This window comes from Pseudoalteromonas sp. EB27, from assembly GCF_001974875.1.
Classification (GTDB): Bacteria; Pseudomonadota; Gammaproteobacteria; order Enterobacterales; family Alteromonadaceae; genus Pseudoalteromonas.
On the sequence record NZ_MTQD01000015.1, the window covers coordinates 13,510 to 31,637 of the forward strand.

Sequence of the window (18,128 nt, forward strand, 5' to 3'; positions counted from 1 at the left end):
TTATAATGAAACTTCATCAGGTTGAGCATGAATAAAGCTAAACCTATTAAATGAGTTATAAAAATGCACAAAAAAAGCGACTACCTAATAAGGTGTCGCTTTTTAGTAAGTATGATTAGCTTACTTATAAAAGGCTTCAACAGTGCCTTTTCTTGTAAGTAAAAGAGGTTGTCCGCGACGATCAAGCCCTTTTGGAGATGCAAACTTTATCCAACCTTCACTGATGCAGTATTCTTCAACATCAAAACGCTCTTTGCCGTTGAACGTGATACCAATATCGTGTTCAAAAACTTCTTCCACATGATGTGGGCTACGTGGGTTGATAGAAAGGCGATCTGGTAAAGCAGGTTTTGCGGTAGTGTCGTTCATGGTCATATTCTATATTGAATGAAGTATGCGCTATTGTAGGCAATACAACGCTTTCGCTCAAGAGAGATAGTAGTAAATGTGTTTAAAAATGTACTAATTAATGAGTTGTGTATACAAATGAGATTGCGCTTGGAAAATATTTACAGAGGAGGTTTTGAAGATATTCGACTAAATAATTATGAAGGTAAATATATTAATGGGTTATCTCTAACCCATTCAATTGTTTAGCAATTAGATGCTAACAATGTTCTCGGCTTGTGGGCCTTTTTGACCTTGAGTAACAGTAAACTGTACACGTTGGCCTTCAGCTAAAGTTTTGAAACCGTCGCCAGAGATTGCGCTGAAATGTGCAAAAACATCTGCGCCAGATTCTTGCTCGATAAAACCAAAACCTTTTGCTTCGTTAAACCATTTTACTGAACCAGTAGTTGTATTAGACATAATATGTATCCTAAAAAATTAATATAAGTGTGCCTGAAAAGAGGCGATTGAGCCGGAAAAAATAGTTAACTTGAGGATATCGCGTGGGATTATTACTAAAACAACTCGGTACTAACAAATAAAACAGAACTTCTTTCAAACTAGTATTCAAAATGGGTTATTGCTAACCCATTTTAACGAAAGCAATTAGATGCTAACGATGTTTTCAGCTTGTGGACCTTTTTGACCTTGTGTAACAGTAAACTGTACACGTTGGCCTTCAGCTAGAGTTTTGAAACCGTCGCCAGAGATTGCGCTGAAATGTGCAAAAACGTCTGCGCCAGATTCTTGCTCGATAAAACCAAAACCTTTTGCTTCGTTAAACCATTTTACTGAACCAGTAGTTGTATTAGACATAATATGTATCCTAAAAAATTAATATAAGTGTGCCTGAAAAGAGGCGATTGAGCCGGAAAAAATAGTTAACTTGAGGATATCGCGTGGGATTATTACTAAAACAACTCGGTACTAACAAATAAAACAGAACTTCTTTCAAACTAGTATTCAAAATGGGTTATTGCTAACCCATTTTAACGAAAGCAATTAGATGCTAACGATGTTTTCAGCTTGTGGACCTTTTTGACCTTGTGTAACAGTAAACTGTACACGTTGGCCTTCAGCTAGAGTTTTGAAACCGTCGCCAGAGATTGCGCTGAAATGTGCGAAAACATCAGGACCAGATTCTTGCTCGATGAAACCAAAACCTTTTGCTTCGTTGAAAAATTTAACTGTACCAGTTGTAGTTGTAGACATAATAGTATCCTAAGGATTAATAAAAGTGCGCCTTAAATTAGGCAATTTAACAGGAAGAAAACATACATTTAACTGAGGATAACGCGAAGGATTATTACTAAAACAACGTGGTACTTACAAATAAATAGGGTTTTCTGTCAACCCGATGGCAAGCAGGATAACAGTAAATTAAGTTATATACCAAGCCCTATTGTAAATTTATTTTAGAGTAAGTGCTTTATTTGTTTGTTTGTTTTTTAACTAATTAGTTATGATTGAGATGATCTTTTTTACTTCTTAATTAAAGGTAAATCTATTTTAATCAACGCTTTATGCTTGTTTTTGTACGCGGTTTTAGAGTAGGTGAAATACAGGTTTTAATTGGTTAAAACATAACCTAATTACCTACTAAATATTTTAATATATATCTGAAATAATCTGATTCATTAGCTCCAAATTACAAATCCAAGTATTAATAATGCAATCCAAAGTGTTTCAGCAACAATTAAAACAATAGGTTTCATGCCTACTTCGGTAAGTTTTCCTAAATTAGTTTTCATACCTATGGCTGAAATAGCCGCAATTAAAAAGAACTGTGAAAGTTCGTTAGCGGTTTCAAGCACTATTGTAGGAAGAGAAAAGCAGCTATTTATTATCATAAGTATGACAAAGCCAATTAAAAAACCAGGTACTTTAGGTAATTCTCCGTGTTTTTCTTTATTTGAGCGATTAATAACAACCATCATAATAAGCACAACGGGTAGTAGCATAGCAACACGCACAAGCTTAGTTAGGGTTGCTATATCGCCTGTCTCAGGTGATACCGAATAACCAGCACCCACTACCTGCGCTACATCGTGTATTGTGCCGCCTAAAAATACGCCTGCATTATGCGCGTCAAATTCAAGGTAATTAACCACAATAGGGTAGAGGATCATAGCTAGAGTCGACATGGCTGTTACGCCAATAACGGTTAATAAGGTGTCGCGTTCTTTATGTTCGCTGTTTGGCATAATAGACGAGATAGCCAGCGCAGCAGACGCTCCACAAATAGCAACCGAACCACCTGTAAGTGCACCAAAGCGCTTTTGCAAGCCAAATGCGCGTGCTAGTACTACGCCTAAAATAATAGTAGTAAATATAGCGCCCGCTAGCATAAGTGCGGTTTGCCAACCCAGTGTTACTAAATCTCCCAGTGCTATGCGTGTGCCTAGCAGTACTATACCGACGCGCAAAACCGTGGTGCCAGTAAAGTCGATACCTTTGGCGCAAGGGCTATCGCTTTGATACAAAAATGAGACTGCCATACCCAGTAACAAAGCAAACAGCATGGCTGGCGCGCCGTAATGCTCACTCAAAAATAAAGCGGCAAGGCCAGTCATTGCAGCAATGCTGGCGCCTTGCCATAAAGGTGATATTTTACTGCTTAATTTACCACTTAAGCGCTGCATTACGCTTTTGCTGCGGTAAGTGCTACTAACACTTGGCGTTTACGTTCACCTGTAAAAGGTCTACGACCATGCATAGCCATTTCGTTATCAACTAAAGCAACGTCACCGTCTTGCCATGCAAGATCAAAGGTAAATACTTTAGAAAGCTCAACAATTTTATCAAGCCCTGCTTTAGGAATGGCACTACCATCACCAAAGGTAATGGCAATTGATGGGTTATCGCGTACACCTTTCCAGCCCATGTAAGCGGCAATCAGTTGGTTATAAAAAACCTGTACATTGTTTTCAAGAGTTACTACAGCAGGTAGTACCGGTGTAACGGCTTTTAGTGAGCCGTCTTCAAGCCATTCCCACTCGTAACCAAGTTCGGTTAATTTATTATGTGCTTCGTCTTTGGTTTCTACACTTAGCGTACTTTTCCAGCTGCGACCTTGGCCTGATGTTGCATCGTCAGCGGCTGGCATATAGGTGGTATATTTTAGGCCTTTGTGTTCAAAATCATGGGCAAGTTTACTGTCGTATTCTTTTAATGCGCTAAATAACTTATCTGATCGGCAAAGCGGTGTTGCACCACCTTCTTCTGCGGCCGATTTACAAAAGAAGAATAACTTACTTGGCGAAATAGGCGTTTGCGCCATTTCGTGATGTAAGTATATTTCTACATCTTTTGGCGCTTCGTTGGCTGTAAATACACGCTCGGTAAAATTAATACGTACCGCGTTAGACAGTGACTCTTTATAAGTAAAATTGTCGTAATCAAACCCTGCTGAAAAAGTATCAAAGGTTTCGGCGCTATTTACCGGGAAGCCACGAAACAGCACAGCACCTGAGCTGCGAAGCTTTGTAGCCAGTTCACTTTTATTCGCGCGAATGAAAGCTACCGCTTCTTCAACGGTGCTGGCGTTATTGTTATTAACCACAATGCACGGAAAAACCGAATCATCGAATGTTAATTGAGTTGGCACTGAGGCGTAGTTAATTTCGGTAGCTGACATTGTATGTTCCTAATCGTAAATTGGGTGAAAACGGTTAAAGGCAGCTTCACAAAAGTGCCCAGGGTCGTTAAATCGGCGATTACTGTTAAGCGCAGAAATTTGCGCCATTTCTTGCTCTGTTAATTCAAAATCAAACAGTGCGAGGTTTTCTTTCATGCGTTCAAGTTTTGAAGTTTTTGGAATAATGGCTGTGCCGCGTTGCACGCCCCAACGAAGAACTACTTGTGCTGGCGTTTTGCCATGATTGTGTGCAGCCGCTTTAACAACGCTTTGCTCAAGAACTGATTCAGTTTTATCAGCCATTTCTAGCTCAAGGTATGAAAGCGCACCCAGTGGTGAAAACGCAGTAACCGGAATATCGTACTGCTTAGCTAATCTTACTAATCGCTCTTGCGTTAAATAAGGGTGCGACTCAATTTGCAACATAGCGGGTTTGATATTTGCGTAGGTCATTAAATCGTGAAGCAGCGCGCTTGAGTAATTACATACTCCAATGCGTTTAGCTTTGTTGTTATGTACTTGCTCTTCCATTGCTTGCCACGTTAAATATAGCGGCACTTTTGCCAGCTCCATTTGTGGATTTTGCGCGTCTGGGTCAACAAACCACTCTGGTGGATAGCGGGTTTCTATTGGCACAAATGTTTGCGCAATCGGAAAATGAATTAGGTATAAGTCTAGGTAATCTAGCTTTAAATCACTCAGTGTTTTATCAATCGCGAGGCCAACATGCTCTGGTGCATGAAAGGTATTCCACAGTTTTGATGTTACCCATAATTCTTCGCGAGTACATAAACCATCATTTATTGCTTGGGCTATGCCATCGCCTACTTGTTCTTCGTTACCGTAGTCTGATGCGCAATCAAGATGGCGGTAACCTGCCTTAATGGCTTGGTATACCGTTTGCGCACAATCTTCTTGTGCTACTTTCCATAAACCGAACCCTACTGGAGGGATATTATTTAATGAACTCATTGGGAATTCCTGTTAAAAATGCATAATGACTTAGGTCTTGTATAAGACATAAGTTATTATACGAATCAAACAGTGTCAATACTGTGTTAACAGCAAAGTAGTAAATGGGTGGGTTAAAAAACCTACAGGCAGCAAAAAGGCAGCGTTTGCTGCCTTTAAAAAATATTTAATTATTATGCGCTAAAGTGAGTTTTTAGCACTAAACACGCTTTTAATTAATCAAGTTCAATTTGATAGTGGTAATGATCGCTACGGCATTTGCTTTGGCGGTATTCAATTAGCTTACCTTCGATTGATTCGGTAATTCGTGATACCAACAGCAGTGGGTCGCCAGCTTTAATAGCAAGCATTTTGGCATCATCAGCTGTAGCAAGTACAGCTTTAATACTGTCTTGGGTTTTGTGTACAGTTTGGTTAAATTTGGTTTGATAGTAATGGTACAATGTATGCGGAATATCACTACTTTGATGTATATCAGGAAAGTAGCTTTGCGGTAGGTATATAGTTTCGCTCATGCAAAATTCGTTATCAAGAATACGTCTACGAACAAGCTTGGTAACTTTGTCTTTTTTATTGAGTTGTAACGCTTCTATTACTTCAATTGGCGCTGCACAAAGCTCAACCGATAGCAGTTCAGCCTTTGGCAAATCAGCGCCTTTACCGTCGGCTTGTAACGGAAAAAACCTAAATAAGGCATCTTGCGCAGTATGCTCTGATACAAACGTACCAACGCCTTGGCGACGAGTCACTATTTTATTGTCGGTTAATAAATTAAGTGCTTTACGAACCGTACCTTGGCTTACGTTAAATTCTTCAGCAAGGCGAAATTCGCTTGGTAGTGCTTCGCCAGGTACCCAGCGTCTTTCAACAATGAGCTGTTTAATATAATCAGCCACTTGTAAGTAAAGCGGTTGAAAAGCCAAGCTTGGGCCACTTAATTTGTGATCAAACATAGAATTACTCATTATTATTTACCATTAAATTTAATCCACCTGTAGTTATATCATAGGTGAAACCTTTTACGCATATTTGCGCTAGCTCAATTAAACGTGAACTACCGCTGTAATGTTTTATAAGCGCAAAATATACATTATGCCTAAAAACAAATCGTTACACTACAATAGCTCACACTTAGGAAATTAAAAGTGCTCAGTATTTCTTTTGAACTCATTTTGCTTATGGCGTTGTGCCTAAGCCTTGCCACTGTAATGCAAACTCTTAGCGGGTTTGGCTTTGGGTTGCTGGTGGTTGCAAGCTTTACGTTACTTGATGTATTGCCACTTACGGCAACTACATTTTTAGTGAGTTTGCTAGGGTTAGTTAATTCAACAACCGTGGTCGTTAAAAACCGCAGTTCGGTAAAAGTACCCGAGCTAAAACTTATGTTGTATACCGGTATACCGTTAATGCTGATAGGTTTTGTGCTGCTTGAGTTTATGTCGTCGCATTTAACGCACTATTTAAACTTTATTTTAGGTGTAAGTATTCTGCTGTGCTGCGCTTTAATGCTGATTGGCCGCGATCGTGCTAATAAACAAAGCCGCCCTCGTTCGTTTTTAATAGCTGGAGGGGTGAGTGGATTACTTGGTGGGTTGTTTTCAACCTCAGGGCCGCCGCTTGTGTTTCAGTGTTATAAGCAAAGTTGGTCTATTGAAGCTATTCGCAGTACGTTATTAGCGGTATTTACTATTGGCGGGCTAGTACGTGTAGGTATCGCCTTATTTGGTACTTTGCCGGGGCTCGACATTATGTTTTTAATTGCAGCGGCTATTCCCTTAGTGTTGTTAGTTACGCATTTTGCTCGTAAATTAACGCCTTACGTTGACGCTAAATGGATACGCATTATAGCTATTACGTTACTAGGACTGAGCGGCGTATCGCTGGTGGCTACATCGGCACCTGGCATTTTTTAAAAATTGCGATGTAAATAATTCATCTTGAGTTTATTTACGTTGACATGGGGATTACAATTATTTAACTTGTGTCTTATACAAGACTAATAATTGGTTAAGGAACTCCCATGAATGCATTTGAATTACGTGAGCCAGACTGGAACGCAATAGAGCCAGCACGCTTAACCGCACAGCCAAAGTTACAAGGTAATGTGTTGGTTTTGCCGACTCAGTTTGGTGATATTAGCGTAACGATAAGCCAGTTTGGTTTACGTTTAAATGCAGGCACCACGCATGACGAGCAGTTTAGAATATTAACCACAACCCCATCAGAATACCCCCTCACACTTAGCAAAAACAATAATGATTACAGTGTAAGTGGTGGCGAATATCGCCTAGAGTTTTACTGCGACCCTTTTCATTTCAAACTTTATAAAAACGATGAGTTAGTGCAGCAATCAGCAACCGATGGCCACTTTGTACGCCAGCATCGTTTACCGCCACTGGCTAAAACTGATAACGGCTGGATATTAAGCTTAGAGCTTAACTACGATGAGGCCGTGTATGGTCTTGGCGAAAAATGGGGCAAGCTTGATAAACGCGGCCAACTTATTCGTTCATACAACCACGATGCGTTAGGTGTTAACGCCGAAAAGTCTTATAAAAATACACCGTATGCATGGAGCCCAGAAGGCTGGAACTTATTTGTACATACACCTGCACCGGTAACTCATGGCGTAGGTTACGCACTGTGGTCGCAACGCGCATATGTATGTTTAGTTGAAGATGACGCGCTAGATGTATTTTTATATCAAGAACAAACACCTGCTCAAAGCATTAACCGTTACTGTGATCTAACAGGTTTTGCACCGGTGCCACCGCAGTGGAGCTTTGGTGTTATTTTATCAAAAGCCTATTACAAAGATGCTGACGAATTACTTAGTGTTGCCCGCGAAGTGCGTGCTAAAAGTATGCCGTGCGACGTAATTACTCTTGATGGCCGCGCATGGCAAGACACCGACACCCGCTTTGCATTTGAATGGGACCCAACACGTTACGCCGACCCAAAACCAGTGCTTGATGAACTAAAAGCGATGGATTTTAAAATTTGCGTATGGGAATACCCGATGATCTCGGTAAATAACCCATTATTTGCTAAAGCGGCCGAAAATGGCTGGCTTATAAAAGATAAACGCACCGGTAAAGCGTATCAATACGAGTGGGATTTAAGCCCATTTGGCGAAGTACTTACACCACTACCAGAGTCGGGTATTTTAGATTTTACGCACCCCGACGCCTACGAATACTGGCTCGAATCGCACAAGCCATTGTTTGAGCTGGGCGTAGATATGATAAAAGCAGACTTTGGCGAACAGCTAGAAGACGAAAATATGGTATCGCACAGTGGCGACAGCGGCATAAGATTACACAACGTTTACAGCATGTTGTATAACCGCTGCGTTTACGAAGCCGCAGAAAAGTACTGTAAAACAGGGCCATTTTTGTTTAGCCGTTCAGCATGGACTGGCAGCCAACGTTTCCCTGCACAATGGGGCGGCGACCCACAGGCCGATTGGCAGGGTTTAGCGGCAAGCATTCGTGGCAGTTTAGCGTGGGGTATGTCGGGTGGGCCATTTTTTGCAACCGACATTGGTGGTTTTTACAAAGACACCCGCGACGCAGAACTTTACGTGCGCTGGGCACAAGCGTCGGTATTTAGCGCACATATGCGCTTACACGGTATTGGTCCTCGCGAACCTTGGTCTTACACAGAGCAAGCAAGTGATGCGGTATTTGCAGCGCTTAAATTGCGCTACCAACTTATTCCTTATTTAGAGCAAAGTGCCATACAAGCACAGCAAACTGGCTTGCCAATTCAGCGTGCAATGGTTTTAGCATTTCCTGATGATGTGCTAGCGCATAGTTTTGATCAGCAATTTATGTGCGGTGAAAAATTGTTAGTAGTGCCGTGTGTCGTACCAAACGGTAAAGTGAAGTTTTATTTACCACAAGGCAACTGGATTCGCTTTCCTGATAAACAATCTTACGAAGGTGGTAAGTACTACGAGCACACACTCGCACTTGAAGAAATGGCAGTATTTGTACGCGAAGGCGACAGCCTAATGCTTGGCCCAGAGGTTCAACACACAGAACAAGACATGAGCCAATTAACAGCATGGCCTAAATAAATCTCGGCTTAATAAAAACACACACTACACACATACAACACACAATAATAAAGATATTAGCTTACTTTTTACCGAGTAAAGTAAGCTAAAAGGGGCGCAAGATGGAAGGTATGAACATTACCATGACACTGCTATCGTGCTTGGCGTTTATGGCGCTGGTGGGATATATCTCGTACCAAAAAACCAAAGGTGAAGTTAACACCCAAGATGGCTACTTTTTAGCGGGTCGCGGGTTAACGGGTACGTTTATAGCTGGGTCGATGATCCTCACAAATTTATCAGCAGAGCAACTAATTGGCCTCAATGGATCAGCCTATGGTTACAACCTAAGCTCAATGGCTTGGGAAGTAACCGCAGGAGTATCAACCATCATTATGGCGTTGATCTTTTTGCCTCGTTATTTAGCGGGTGCGTTTTCTACCTTGCCTGAATTTTTACGAGATCGTTTTGATGATACCGTACGCCGCATGACGGTGATCTTATTTATGGTAGGGTATTGTTTTATAACGATCCCTTCGGTTTTGTACTCAGGATCAATAGCCGTACTTAGGCTGTTTGATGTTCCTACCTTATTAAATATGAGTTACGAAGCAAGCCTGATTGTGACCATTATTACAGTGGGCTCAGTTGGCGCTATATACGCTGTTTTTGGCGGTTTAAAGGCGGTTGCGGTATCAGATACTATTAACGGTGTTGGGTTATTAATTATTGGTATTCTAGTGCCCACACTAGGTTTGATAGCACTAGGCGACGGTAGTTTTTCAGAAGGGTTAAGCACCCTTGTAAACACCGATACAGAAAAACTCAACGCTATTGGTAGCGAGGATGATCCCGTGCCATTTGGCACTATTTTTACAGGTATGATCCTCGCTAATTTGTTTTATTGGGGTACTAATCAGTACGTGATCCAGCGTACGCTGGGCGCTAAAAACTTAGTAGAAGGGCAAAAAGGCGTGTTGTTTTCAGGGTACTTTAAAGTGTTAGTACCGTTTATGATGATGATCCCAGGCGTTATTGCTTACCATCTTTATAAACACGAAAGCCTACCCACTATCGATTTAGCTTACCCACATTTAGTGAAAGAAGTGCTTCCACAGTATTTATCTGGGTTCTTTTTGGCCGTATTACTAGGTGCTGTATTTAGCTCGTTTAATTCACTGCTCAATAGCGCGGCAACCTTATTTTGCTTAGACGTTTATAAGCCAATGAAAAAAAATAAGGTAACAGACAGCCAACTTATAAAAGTAGCCAAAATTACTAGTATTGTTATTGCCATATTGTCGTTTATAACTGCGCCATTATTGATGTTCGCACCTGAAGGTTTATGGCACATAATTCGTGTGTTTACAGGCTTTTACAACATTCCGGTCATCACAATTGTATTGGTAGGTTTGTTTACTCGAAAAGTGCCTGCACTGGGCGCTAAAGTCGCGATTATATTCCATATTATTGCCTACACCTTGCTTAAATTTGTGTGGGATGTAGACATTAACTTTATTCATATTTACGCCATTTTGTTCTTAATTGAATTGGCGATAATGCTGGGTATTGGTTACTACAAACCACTTAAAACACCATGGCAATTTACACGCAAAGCTGAGGTAGACCTTAACCCTTGGAAATACGCATTACCTTGCGCAATTGTATTAGTAAGCTTGATTGTTAGCTTATATATATTATTTTCGCCACTCGGATTGGTTGGTGGAACCAGTGTGTACTTTGTACCAAGTTTAGCTGCTGTATGGTCTACAGCCTTAGTGCTTAGCTGGTGGAGTGTACGTCGTTGGCAGGTTCGTTACGAAAATAGCTTAGCGCGTATTGGTGCTAAAAACGCCGCATAACCTGCGGCTATATTCTGTATACCAAACTTAAATCACATTTAATTCACATAATGTTTGCATTAATAAGATAGTTTGTTTAAATTTAAAGCTCTTATATAAGATATAAGAGCTTTAAGGAAAGTACCACACACTGACACCGCTTTATTAGCAACACACACAATTGCTAGCGCGGTACCACACAGCACACACGCACAATATGGAGAATGACATGAGAGCTAAAAAGTCCGTCTTAAGCTTGGCAGTCACGTTAGCAATGACAACCGGTTTAGCGCTTAGCGCGCAGGTACATGCGCAGCAAGAGCAAACCGAACAAGAACAACAAAAAACAGAAACAGCTAAAAACGATACGTTTGAAAAAATAGTCGTTACTTCACAAAAAAGAACGCAAAGTTTAAACGAAGTACCTGTTGCGGTATCGGTACTTAATAGCGATCAAATTAATTCAGCTTTTGCTAATAACATGGAAGGCTTACAGTCACTTGTCCCTTCAGTTAGCTTTAGAAAAGGCACCACAACCCGTAACTCAGCGCTAACAGTGCGCGGTATTGGTACTATTTCATTTAGTATTGCTGCCGAGCCAAGTGTAGCAACTGTTGTTGATGGCGTGGTGCTTGGCCGCTCGGGTCAAGCATTTGCCGATTTATACGACGTAGACCGCATTGAAGTATTACGCGGGCCACAAGGTACATTGTTTGGTAAAAACGCCTCAGCAGGTGTGGTAAACATAACAACAAAAGATCCCTCGTACGACACAACAGGCAGCGTAGAAACCTCGTTTTATCAAGATAACGAATACCGTTTTAAAGGCGTTATAAGCGGCGGTTTAACCGACGACCTAGCGGCAAGCCTAACGGTATTTAAAGGTAAATTTGACGGTTACATTGATAACGTTTACAACAACGAAAAAGTAAACGGTTACGACCGTGAAGGTGCACGTGCTGTATTTAAATACGAGCCAGAGGATGACTTAAGCGTAAAATTTATTGCTGAATTTTATAACGCTGACGATGATTGTTGTGCCGACTTAGAAGCACTACCAAGTGGCCGTAATCCAGATTCAAAATCAGTACCAAATAGTAACGGTATTGTTGATGGCGTAGCCGATATTGATTTAGACCAACGCAGCGTTGATCACGATTACGAGTCGCGGACAATTGACGAACATAGCGCGTTTTCGGTACAGGTTGATAAAACAATTGGCGACTATACATATACTTCAATTACTGCACAGCGTTCGTGGGATAACACAGAGTACCGTGAAGGCGACTTTACCTCTATTGCTGGCGACAGCAGCGAGCCGGTATTTGACGCGCCGTTTCAATTACACGATTTAGGTGCACAGCAATGGGATCAGTTTTCGCAAGAATTTAGAGTTACATCAAACCTAGCTGGGCCATTTAACTATGTTGCTGGCTTATTTTATTGGAACATGGATTCACAACGTAACTTTACTCGCGATGCTAGTTGTCAAAATAATGGTGGCCAGCTTGATAGCGCAATGGCTTTTTACGCGCAAAATAACTTATCGGGCGCTGAGCTTGATACAGCGCTTGCTGATTTAGAAGGTTACACACAAGGCCTAGGTGTTAGCTGTAACGCAAACGATATTGTATCGGCCACTGCTTTTATGAGCACAGAATTTAATAACTGGGCCGCTTTTGCCGATGGTACTTACGATTTATCTGAAGATTTACGCGTATTATTTGGTATTCGTTACACCGACGATGAAGTGTCGTACACGCATCGCCGTGTAAGTAATGATGTGTATGGCCGCACCGGTGTAGGCGTGCGCCCAGCAACACTTAATACAGATGATGAAGGCAAAGCCGAAGAAACCAACGTATCGGGTCGTTTAGGTATGCAATACGATTTAGGCGATGGCCAAATGATATACGGCACTTACTCGCAAGGTTACAAAGGCCCTGGTTTTAATATTTATTATAACTTTAACCCAGACACCGATAGCCGCGAAATAGCACCTGAAGAGTCTGACGCTTATGAAATAGGCTACAAATACGCAAGCCGCGAATTTGTATTTAACATGGCTCTTTTCAGAACCGAAATTGAAGGCTTTCAAGCTAACAACTTTGACTGTTCAGACGGCACTTGTATTACGCGCTTAACCAATGCGGGTGATGTAAGTACGCAAGGTGTTGAAGTTGACTTTATGTGGGCTGCAACAGAGTCGCTAACGCTTACCGGTGGTGTTGCTTACATTAAAGCTGAAATTGACGAGTTTAATTGTCCGGCAGAGGTAGCCGCAGGTTCATGTACTGACCGCTCAGGTTTAGATGTACCATTTTCGCCAGATTTAAAATACTCACTAACGGCTGACTACTTTATTGAAACCGACCATGGCTTTAACGTACATATAAATGGCTCTTACATTTACACCGACGAGCAATACTCAGACCTACCAGACAACGTAGGCGAATTTAACCCAGCCGCTTTGTTACCAGATTTCGGTATTTTAAATGCAAGTGTGGGTTTATCGTTTAAAGATGACGCGTTTAGAGTGTCGCTTATTGCTAAAAACTTAACCGATGAAAGCTACGCAACTACCTACAGTGGCGATAACTTCCGTTACCAAATACCACGTGATGCTGAGCGCTACTTTGGAGTATCGTTTAAAGCACGTTTTTAATGTTTAAATAATTTTCTTAATAATTTCCCTACAAGCGCAACGTTTTACACGTTGCGCTTTTTTTGTGACTTATCTTTGTAATAGTTTAGTCATTTTACTTTCATTAAAATTACCTTTATCAGTCACATCTGTTTTCTATAGTGCAGCGGTTGATCTTTTTTGTGTTTACACATTTCAAAAAAATAACCACTAAACAATGGGAATTACGGATGAAAATTAAAAAAGTCGCTGCGGCAATCGCGCTAACGTTTACGTTTAGCGCAGTGAGCCATGCTGATGTACTACCGCAAAGCCAAACAGACAGCAGCTGGTATAGCGCTGCGCAAACTAAATTAACAACAAAAACAGCACAAGCGCAGGCTACACAAGCCACTAAAGCTAAAAACGTCATTTTATTTGTGGGCGATGGCATGGGTATTTCTACTCTTACTGCCGCGCGTATTTTGCAAGGGCAGCGTAATAACCAATCTGGCGAAGAAGGTTATTTAAGCTTTGAAGAGTTCCCATACTCTGCACAAGTTAAAACGTATAACGTAGATGCTCAAACGCCCGATTCAGCAGGCACGATGACGGCTATTATTTCGGGTGTAAAAACCGATGTGGGCGTTATTGGTGTAGATGAAGATATTGAACGCGGCGTGTGTTCAACAGTAGCAGGTAATGAGCTAATTACCGCGACCGAATTAGCTGAAATTAAAGGGCTATCTACCGGTATTATTTCTACAGCACGTATTACTCATGCAACTCCTGCTGCAACGTATGCTAAATCGGCTGACCGTAACTGGGAAGATGTATCAGATATGCCTGAAGATGCCGTAACGGGTGGCTGTGAAGACATTGCATCGCAACTGGTTAACTTTGAAAAAAACCTAGAAGCACGATTTGTAGGTACCGACGTAGACGGTCTGGATTTTGTAATGGGTGGCGGTCGTCGTCACTTTTTACCAAAAGACGAAACAGCTAACTCAACAGACGCAGTAAGCGCTATAGAAGGCGACCGTACTGACGAGCGCAACCTAGTAACTGAGTGGCAAACACAATACCCAGATGCTACGTACGTAATGGATCAAACAGGCTTTGATTCAATTGCAGATGACGCAACTAAAGTATTTGGTTTATTTAACGAATCCCACATGCAATACGAAGCTGACCGCGCAAACGATGTAGCGGGCGAGCCTTCGCTTACCGATATGACCACTAAAGCAATTGAAGTGCTTGGTAAAAACGATAATGGATTTTTCTTAACGGTTGAGTCGGGTCGAATTGACCACGCGCACCATGCGGGTAATGCATACAACGCGCTTAACGACACCATTGAGTTTGCTAAAGCCGTGCAAGCAGCGGTAGATAACACCAATCCAGAAGAAACCCTTATTTTAGTAACCGCCGATCACAGCCATGTATTTACTATTGCAGGCTACCCTAAGCGTGGCAATCCAATTTTGGGTCAAGTAGTTGCAGTAGGCGAAACTACTCCAAGCCTAGCTGCCGACGATATGCCGTACACCACAGTAGGTTACGCAAATGGTTTAGGTTTTAGAAACTTGGGCAGTGAGACTGATGCGGATGCAAGTTACACAAGTGCTGCTGTTGCAGGGCGTGTTGAGCTAAATGGCGTTGATACAACGACCCCAGGTTTTCACCAAGAAGCAACTGTACCAATGGGCTCAGAAACACACGCGGGTGAAGATATTTCACTGCATGCAAAAGGTCCAGGTGCTCAGCTAGCACAAGGCGTAATTGAACAAAACGTTGTGTTTCATCTAATTAATCAAGCTCTTGAACTAACTCAGCAATAATGGCGGCTAACATGAACAAATTAACAGTACTTTCTTTAGCAGTAATGGTCGCGCTAGCAGGTTGCTCGAGTGACGATAACAAAAATGAAAATAATATTATTGCAGTAGATAACGCTATTGCAGTGGGCTCTGATCAGTGCATTAATGGCGGTGTAGAGACTCAAGTAGGCGCAGATACCAATAATAACGACGTGCTAGACAGCGACGAAGTTAACTCAACTAATTTAGTGTGTAATGCACCTGCAACGTCGTTAACAAGCGAGCAGTTAGCCTCACTTACTAGCAATACTTGGTTTAGTGAAGCACAAACAAAATTGGGTGCTGCACAAACAGCCAGTAGCAACATTGTTACTGAATCCGGCAAAGCTAAAAACGTTATTTTATTTGTGGGCGATGGTATGGGTATTTCTACCATAACCGCAGCACGTATTTTAGCGGGTCAGCTAGAGGGCGAAATGGGTGAAGAGCACCAGTTAAGCTTTGAAACTATGCCTTTTTCGGGCTTTGTAAAAACGTACAACGTAGATGCGCAAACGCCAGATTCGGCAGGAACTATGACCGCAATGGCATCGGGTGTTAAAACCGACGCGGGCGTTTTAGGTATAGATGAAGCGGTTGAACGTGGTAATTGTGCATCAGGCAAAGGGCACGAACTAGTTACCTCGTTAGAGCTTGCTGAAATTGCAGGCAAAGCAACAGGAATTATTTCTACAGCGCGTATTACTCACGCAACACCAGCTGCAACGTATGCTAAATCGGCAGAGCGTAATTGGGAAGATATCTCCGATATGCCAGAAAGTGCCGCAACGTGTGAAGATATTGCATCGCAACTAGTTAACTTTGAAGCCAACCTAGAAGCACGCTTTAGTGGTGTTGATGTAGACGGTATTGACGTAGTAATGGGCGGCGGTCGTCGTCACTTTTTACCAAAAGATGCCACGTTTAACTCAGCCGATGCAGTAAGTGCTGTTGAAGGGGATAGAACCGATAACCGCGACTTAACTGCAGAGTGGAAAACGCAATATCCAAATGGTACTTACGTAATGGATCAAACCGGTTTTGATGCAATAAGTGACGACGCCACTAAAGTGTTTGGCTTATTTAACGAGTCCCACATGCAATACGAAGCTGACCGTGCAAACGATGTTGCAGGCGAACCTTCGCTTTCACAAATGACCGAAAAAGCAATAAACGTGCTTGATAACAACGAGCAAGGTTTTTTCTTAACGGTTGAGTCGGGTCGAATTGACCACGCGCATCATGCGGGTAACGCTTATAACGCGTTAAACGACACTATTGAGCTTGCTAAAGCCGTTAAAGTGGCGATGGAAAACACCAACCCAGAAGAAACACTCATAGTTGTAACAGCCGATCACAGCCATGTATTTACCATTGCCGGTTACCCTAAACGCGGTAACCCAATTTTAGGTAAAGTGGTTGCCGTGGGCGAAACTGAGCCAAGCCTCGCTGCCGACGATATGCCTTATACAACTGTTGGCTACACTAATGGTTTAGGTTACAGAGATTTAGGTGATGAAACCAATGCCGATGCATCTTACTTAGCCGCACCGGTAACAGGGCGTGTTGATTTAAGCGATGTTGATACAACAACACCGGGTTTTCACCAAGAGTCGTTAGTACCACTTGGCTCAGAAACACATGCCGGTGAAGATGTTGGCGTTTATGCAATGGGCCCAGGTGCACACTTGGTAACAGGCACAAACGAGCAAAGCTTTTTATTCCATGTAATGGACTTTGCCGCTGACTTTGTAAAAACAGCAGACGAAAAACTAGCGCAATAAATACCGGCTAGTTATAAATTTAGTTAAATATATCTAAATAAAAAACCCCGCATACTGTGCGGGGTTTTTGTCATTAAACTGACATTTATAATCGTTATGTTATTGCCATAAACTTGAAATATAAATAAGAGATAGCTAAATGAAAAAAGCGTTATTAATAATTGCCACGCTTGTAAGTACAAGTAGCTTTGCCTCGCAATGTGATATTGATGCCAAGCATTTAAAAGCGGATTATAAAATTACCAACAGCCATAAAGCGCAGCAAAGTAGCGAGTCACTTACCCTTTGGCGAAACAATCAGCAAGTAGCGCATCAAAGTGAAGTAATAACCGAGCTTTGGCAGCACTTAGCTAATAATCAAATTCGCCCAATTCGCTATTTTAATGCCCAGCAACGCGGTATTGAATACCAACCATCTGAAGTACGCGGCGTACAAAATTGGAGTGCTAAAAGTCAGCTGGTGGATAACCATCTAATCGAAAAAATGACCCTAGTAAGCACACAAGGCACAGGCTGTGATGAAGTAAAAAACTATACCTTGAGCGAAAATGGCAACGATTTTACCCTCGCCTTTTTTACGCATTCAAAATTAGTAAAAACATTTAGTACGAGTAATAAAAAAAGCCAAACAACGACCTTACTTAGCCTTAATAATGTAAGTACTGATGAGTCATTAATTAGTGCTCAATTTGCACAGTGGGATCGCTTTCAAACCACCGACTACGCCGACATTGGCGATAACGAAGGCGACCCATTTTTAGCTAAAATGATAAACCTTGGTTTTATAGAACACAGCGCAACAGGTTTTTATAACCAGCAGGGCGAGGCTATTCAAGGCGGGCATCACCACTAGGTGTTTAAATGTTGTGGTTCATAGCTAAAAAATGACAAGCGGCTATGAGCTACAAGCTAGTATTCAAAAGTAGATTAATTTAAGCCATTCCCACCCAAGTAATACAACA

At 41.7% G+C, this 18,128-nt stretch carries 15 protein-coding genes; 7 read left to right on the forward strand and 8 right to left on the reverse strand.

Going from position 1 to position 18,128, the window contains the following annotated elements:
• Positions 1-120 precede the first annotated feature (120 nt).
• The 8 genes from BW142_RS16175 to BW142_RS16210 all read right to left on the reverse strand — a co-directional run bounded on the left by BW142_RS16175 (position 121) and on the right by BW142_RS16210 (position 5,964).
• On the reverse strand, positions 121-369 hold the full coding sequence (locus BW142_RS16175; RefSeq protein WP_002963088.1) for a DUF3297 family protein: 249 nt from the start codon (positions 367-369) through the stop codon (positions 121-123).
• A gap of 231 nt (positions 370-600) precedes the next feature.
• Complete coding sequence (locus BW142_RS16180; RefSeq protein WP_007580429.1) at positions 601-810, reverse strand: cold-shock protein; 210 nt, start codon at positions 808-810, stop codon at positions 601-603.
• 186 nt (positions 811-996) lie between these two features.
• Positions 997-1,206, reverse strand: coding sequence for a cold-shock protein (locus BW142_RS16185; RefSeq protein WP_007580429.1), 210 nt, complete (start codon positions 1,204-1,206; stop codon positions 997-999).
• A gap of 186 nt (positions 1,207-1,392) precedes the next feature.
• A complete protein-coding gene (locus BW142_RS16190) occupies positions 1,393-1,602 on the reverse strand; it encodes a cold-shock protein (protein WP_024595869.1) in 210 nt (69 codons plus the stop codon).
• A 425-nt stretch (positions 1,603-2,027) separates the two neighbouring features.
• Positions 2,028-3,032, reverse strand: coding sequence for a YeiH family protein (locus tag BW142_RS16195; RefSeq protein ID WP_076925523.1), 1,005 nt, complete (start codon positions 3,030-3,032; stop codon positions 2,028-2,030).
• Positions 3,032-4,027 carry a TauD/TfdA family dioxygenase gene (locus BW142_RS16200; protein ID WP_024600659.1) on the reverse strand — a complete coding sequence of 332 codons (996 nt, stop codon included), beginning with the start codon at positions 4,025-4,027 and terminating at the stop codon, positions 3,032-3,034. The genes BW142_RS16195 and BW142_RS16200 overlap by 1 nt, the downstream gene beginning before the upstream one ends.
• 9 nt (positions 4,028-4,036) lie before the next feature.
• The gene (locus BW142_RS16205; RefSeq protein ID WP_076925524.1) at positions 4,037-4,999 is read right to left on the reverse strand and encodes an aldo/keto reductase; all 963 of its coding nucleotides are present in this window, start codon (positions 4,997-4,999) and stop codon (positions 4,037-4,039) included.
• 215 nt (positions 5,000-5,214) lie between these two features.
• A complete protein-coding gene (locus BW142_RS16210; RefSeq protein ID WP_076925525.1) occupies positions 5,215-5,964 on the reverse strand; it encodes a GntR family transcriptional regulator in 750 nt (249 codons plus the stop codon).
• Positions 5,965-6,144: 180 nt separating this feature from the next.
• Between BW142_RS16210 and BW142_RS16215 the strand changes: the two genes are divergently transcribed.
• The 7 genes from BW142_RS16215 to BW142_RS16245 all read left to right on the forward strand — a co-directional run bounded on the left by BW142_RS16215 (position 6,145) and on the right by BW142_RS16245 (position 18,019).
• Positions 6,145-6,912 carry a sulfite exporter TauE/SafE family protein gene (locus BW142_RS16215; RefSeq protein ID WP_024595864.1) on the forward strand — a complete coding sequence of 256 codons (768 nt, stop codon included), beginning with the start codon at positions 6,145-6,147 and terminating at the stop codon, positions 6,910-6,912.
• A gap of 107 nt (positions 6,913-7,019) precedes the next feature.
• A complete protein-coding gene (locus BW142_RS16220) occupies positions 7,020-9,080 on the forward strand; it encodes an alpha-xylosidase (RefSeq protein WP_076925526.1) in 2,061 nt (686 codons plus the stop codon).
• Between the two features lie 101 nt (positions 9,081-9,181).
• A complete protein-coding gene (locus BW142_RS16225) occupies positions 9,182-10,921 on the forward strand; it encodes a solute:sodium symporter family transporter (protein WP_171972336.1) in 1,740 nt (579 codons plus the stop codon).
• A gap of 208 nt (positions 10,922-11,129) precedes the next feature.
• Positions 11,130-13,565, forward strand: coding sequence for a TonB-dependent receptor (locus BW142_RS16230; protein ID WP_076925527.1), 2,436 nt, complete (start codon positions 11,130-11,132; stop codon positions 13,563-13,565).
• Between the two features lie 209 nt (positions 13,566-13,774).
• Positions 13,775-15,364 (forward strand): alkaline phosphatase, encoded by a 1,590-nt coding sequence (locus BW142_RS16235; RefSeq protein ID WP_024595529.1) that lies wholly within the window; start codon positions 13,775-13,777, stop codon positions 15,362-15,364.
• 11 nt (positions 15,365-15,375) lie between these two features.
• The gene (locus BW142_RS16240; protein WP_076925583.1) at positions 15,376-17,166 is read left to right on the forward strand and encodes an alkaline phosphatase; all 1,791 of its coding nucleotides are present in this window, start codon (positions 15,376-15,378) and stop codon (positions 17,164-17,166) included.
• A 139-nt stretch (positions 17,167-17,305) separates the two neighbouring features.
• Positions 17,306-18,019: a hypothetical protein gene (locus BW142_RS16245; protein ID WP_076925528.1), complete on the forward strand. Its 714-nt coding sequence runs from the start codon at positions 17,306-17,308 to the stop codon at positions 18,017-18,019.
• Positions 18,020-18,128: the final 109 nt, after the last annotated feature.

Excerpts from the sequence above, each read along its gene's own strand:
- BW142_RS16175 (WP_002963088.1), bottom strand. The coding sequence starts at position 369 with ATGAACGACACTACCGCAAAACCTGCTTTACCAGATCGCCTTTCTATC.
- BW142_RS16180 (WP_007580429.1), bottom strand. The coding sequence starts at position 810 with ATGTCTAATACAACTACTGGTTCAGTAAAATGGTTTAACGAAGCAAAA.
- BW142_RS16185 (WP_007580429.1), bottom strand. The coding sequence starts at position 1,206 with ATGTCTAATACAACTACTGGTTCAGTAAAATGGTTTAACGAAGCAAAA.
- BW142_RS16190 (WP_024595869.1), bottom strand. The coding sequence starts at position 1,602 with ATGTCTACAACTACAACTGGTACAGTTAAATTTTTCAACGAAGCAAAA.
- BW142_RS16195 (WP_076925523.1), bottom strand. The coding sequence starts at position 3,032 with ATGCAGCGCTTAAGTGGTAAATTAAGCAGTAAAATATCACCTTTATGG.
- BW142_RS16200 (WP_024600659.1), bottom strand. The coding sequence starts at position 4,027 with ATGTCAGCTACCGAAATTAACTACGCCTCAGTGCCAACTCAATTAACA.
- BW142_RS16205 (WP_076925524.1), bottom strand. The coding sequence starts at position 4,999 with ATGAGTTCATTAAATAATATCCCTCCAGTAGGGTTCGGTTTATGGAAA.
- BW142_RS16210 (WP_076925525.1), bottom strand. The coding sequence starts at position 5,964 with ATGAGTAATTCTATGTTTGATCACAAATTAAGTGGCCCAAGCTTGGCT.
- BW142_RS16220 (WP_076925526.1), top strand. The coding sequence starts at position 7,020 with ATGAATGCATTTGAATTACGTGAGCCAGACTGGAACGCAATAGAGCCA.
- BW142_RS16225 (WP_171972336.1), top strand. The coding sequence starts at position 9,182 with ATGGAAGGTATGAACATTACCATGACACTGCTATCGTGCTTGGCGTTT.
- BW142_RS16230 (WP_076925527.1), top strand. The coding sequence starts at position 11,130 with ATGAGAGCTAAAAAGTCCGTCTTAAGCTTGGCAGTCACGTTAGCAATG.
- BW142_RS16235 (WP_024595529.1), top strand. The coding sequence starts at position 13,775 with ATGAAAATTAAAAAAGTCGCTGCGGCAATCGCGCTAACGTTTACGTTT.
- BW142_RS16240 (WP_076925583.1), top strand. The coding sequence starts at position 15,376 with ATGAACAAATTAACAGTACTTTCTTTAGCAGTAATGGTCGCGCTAGCA.
- BW142_RS16245 (WP_076925528.1), top strand. The coding sequence starts at position 17,306 with ATGAAAAAAGCGTTATTAATAATTGCCACGCTTGTAAGTACAAGTAGC.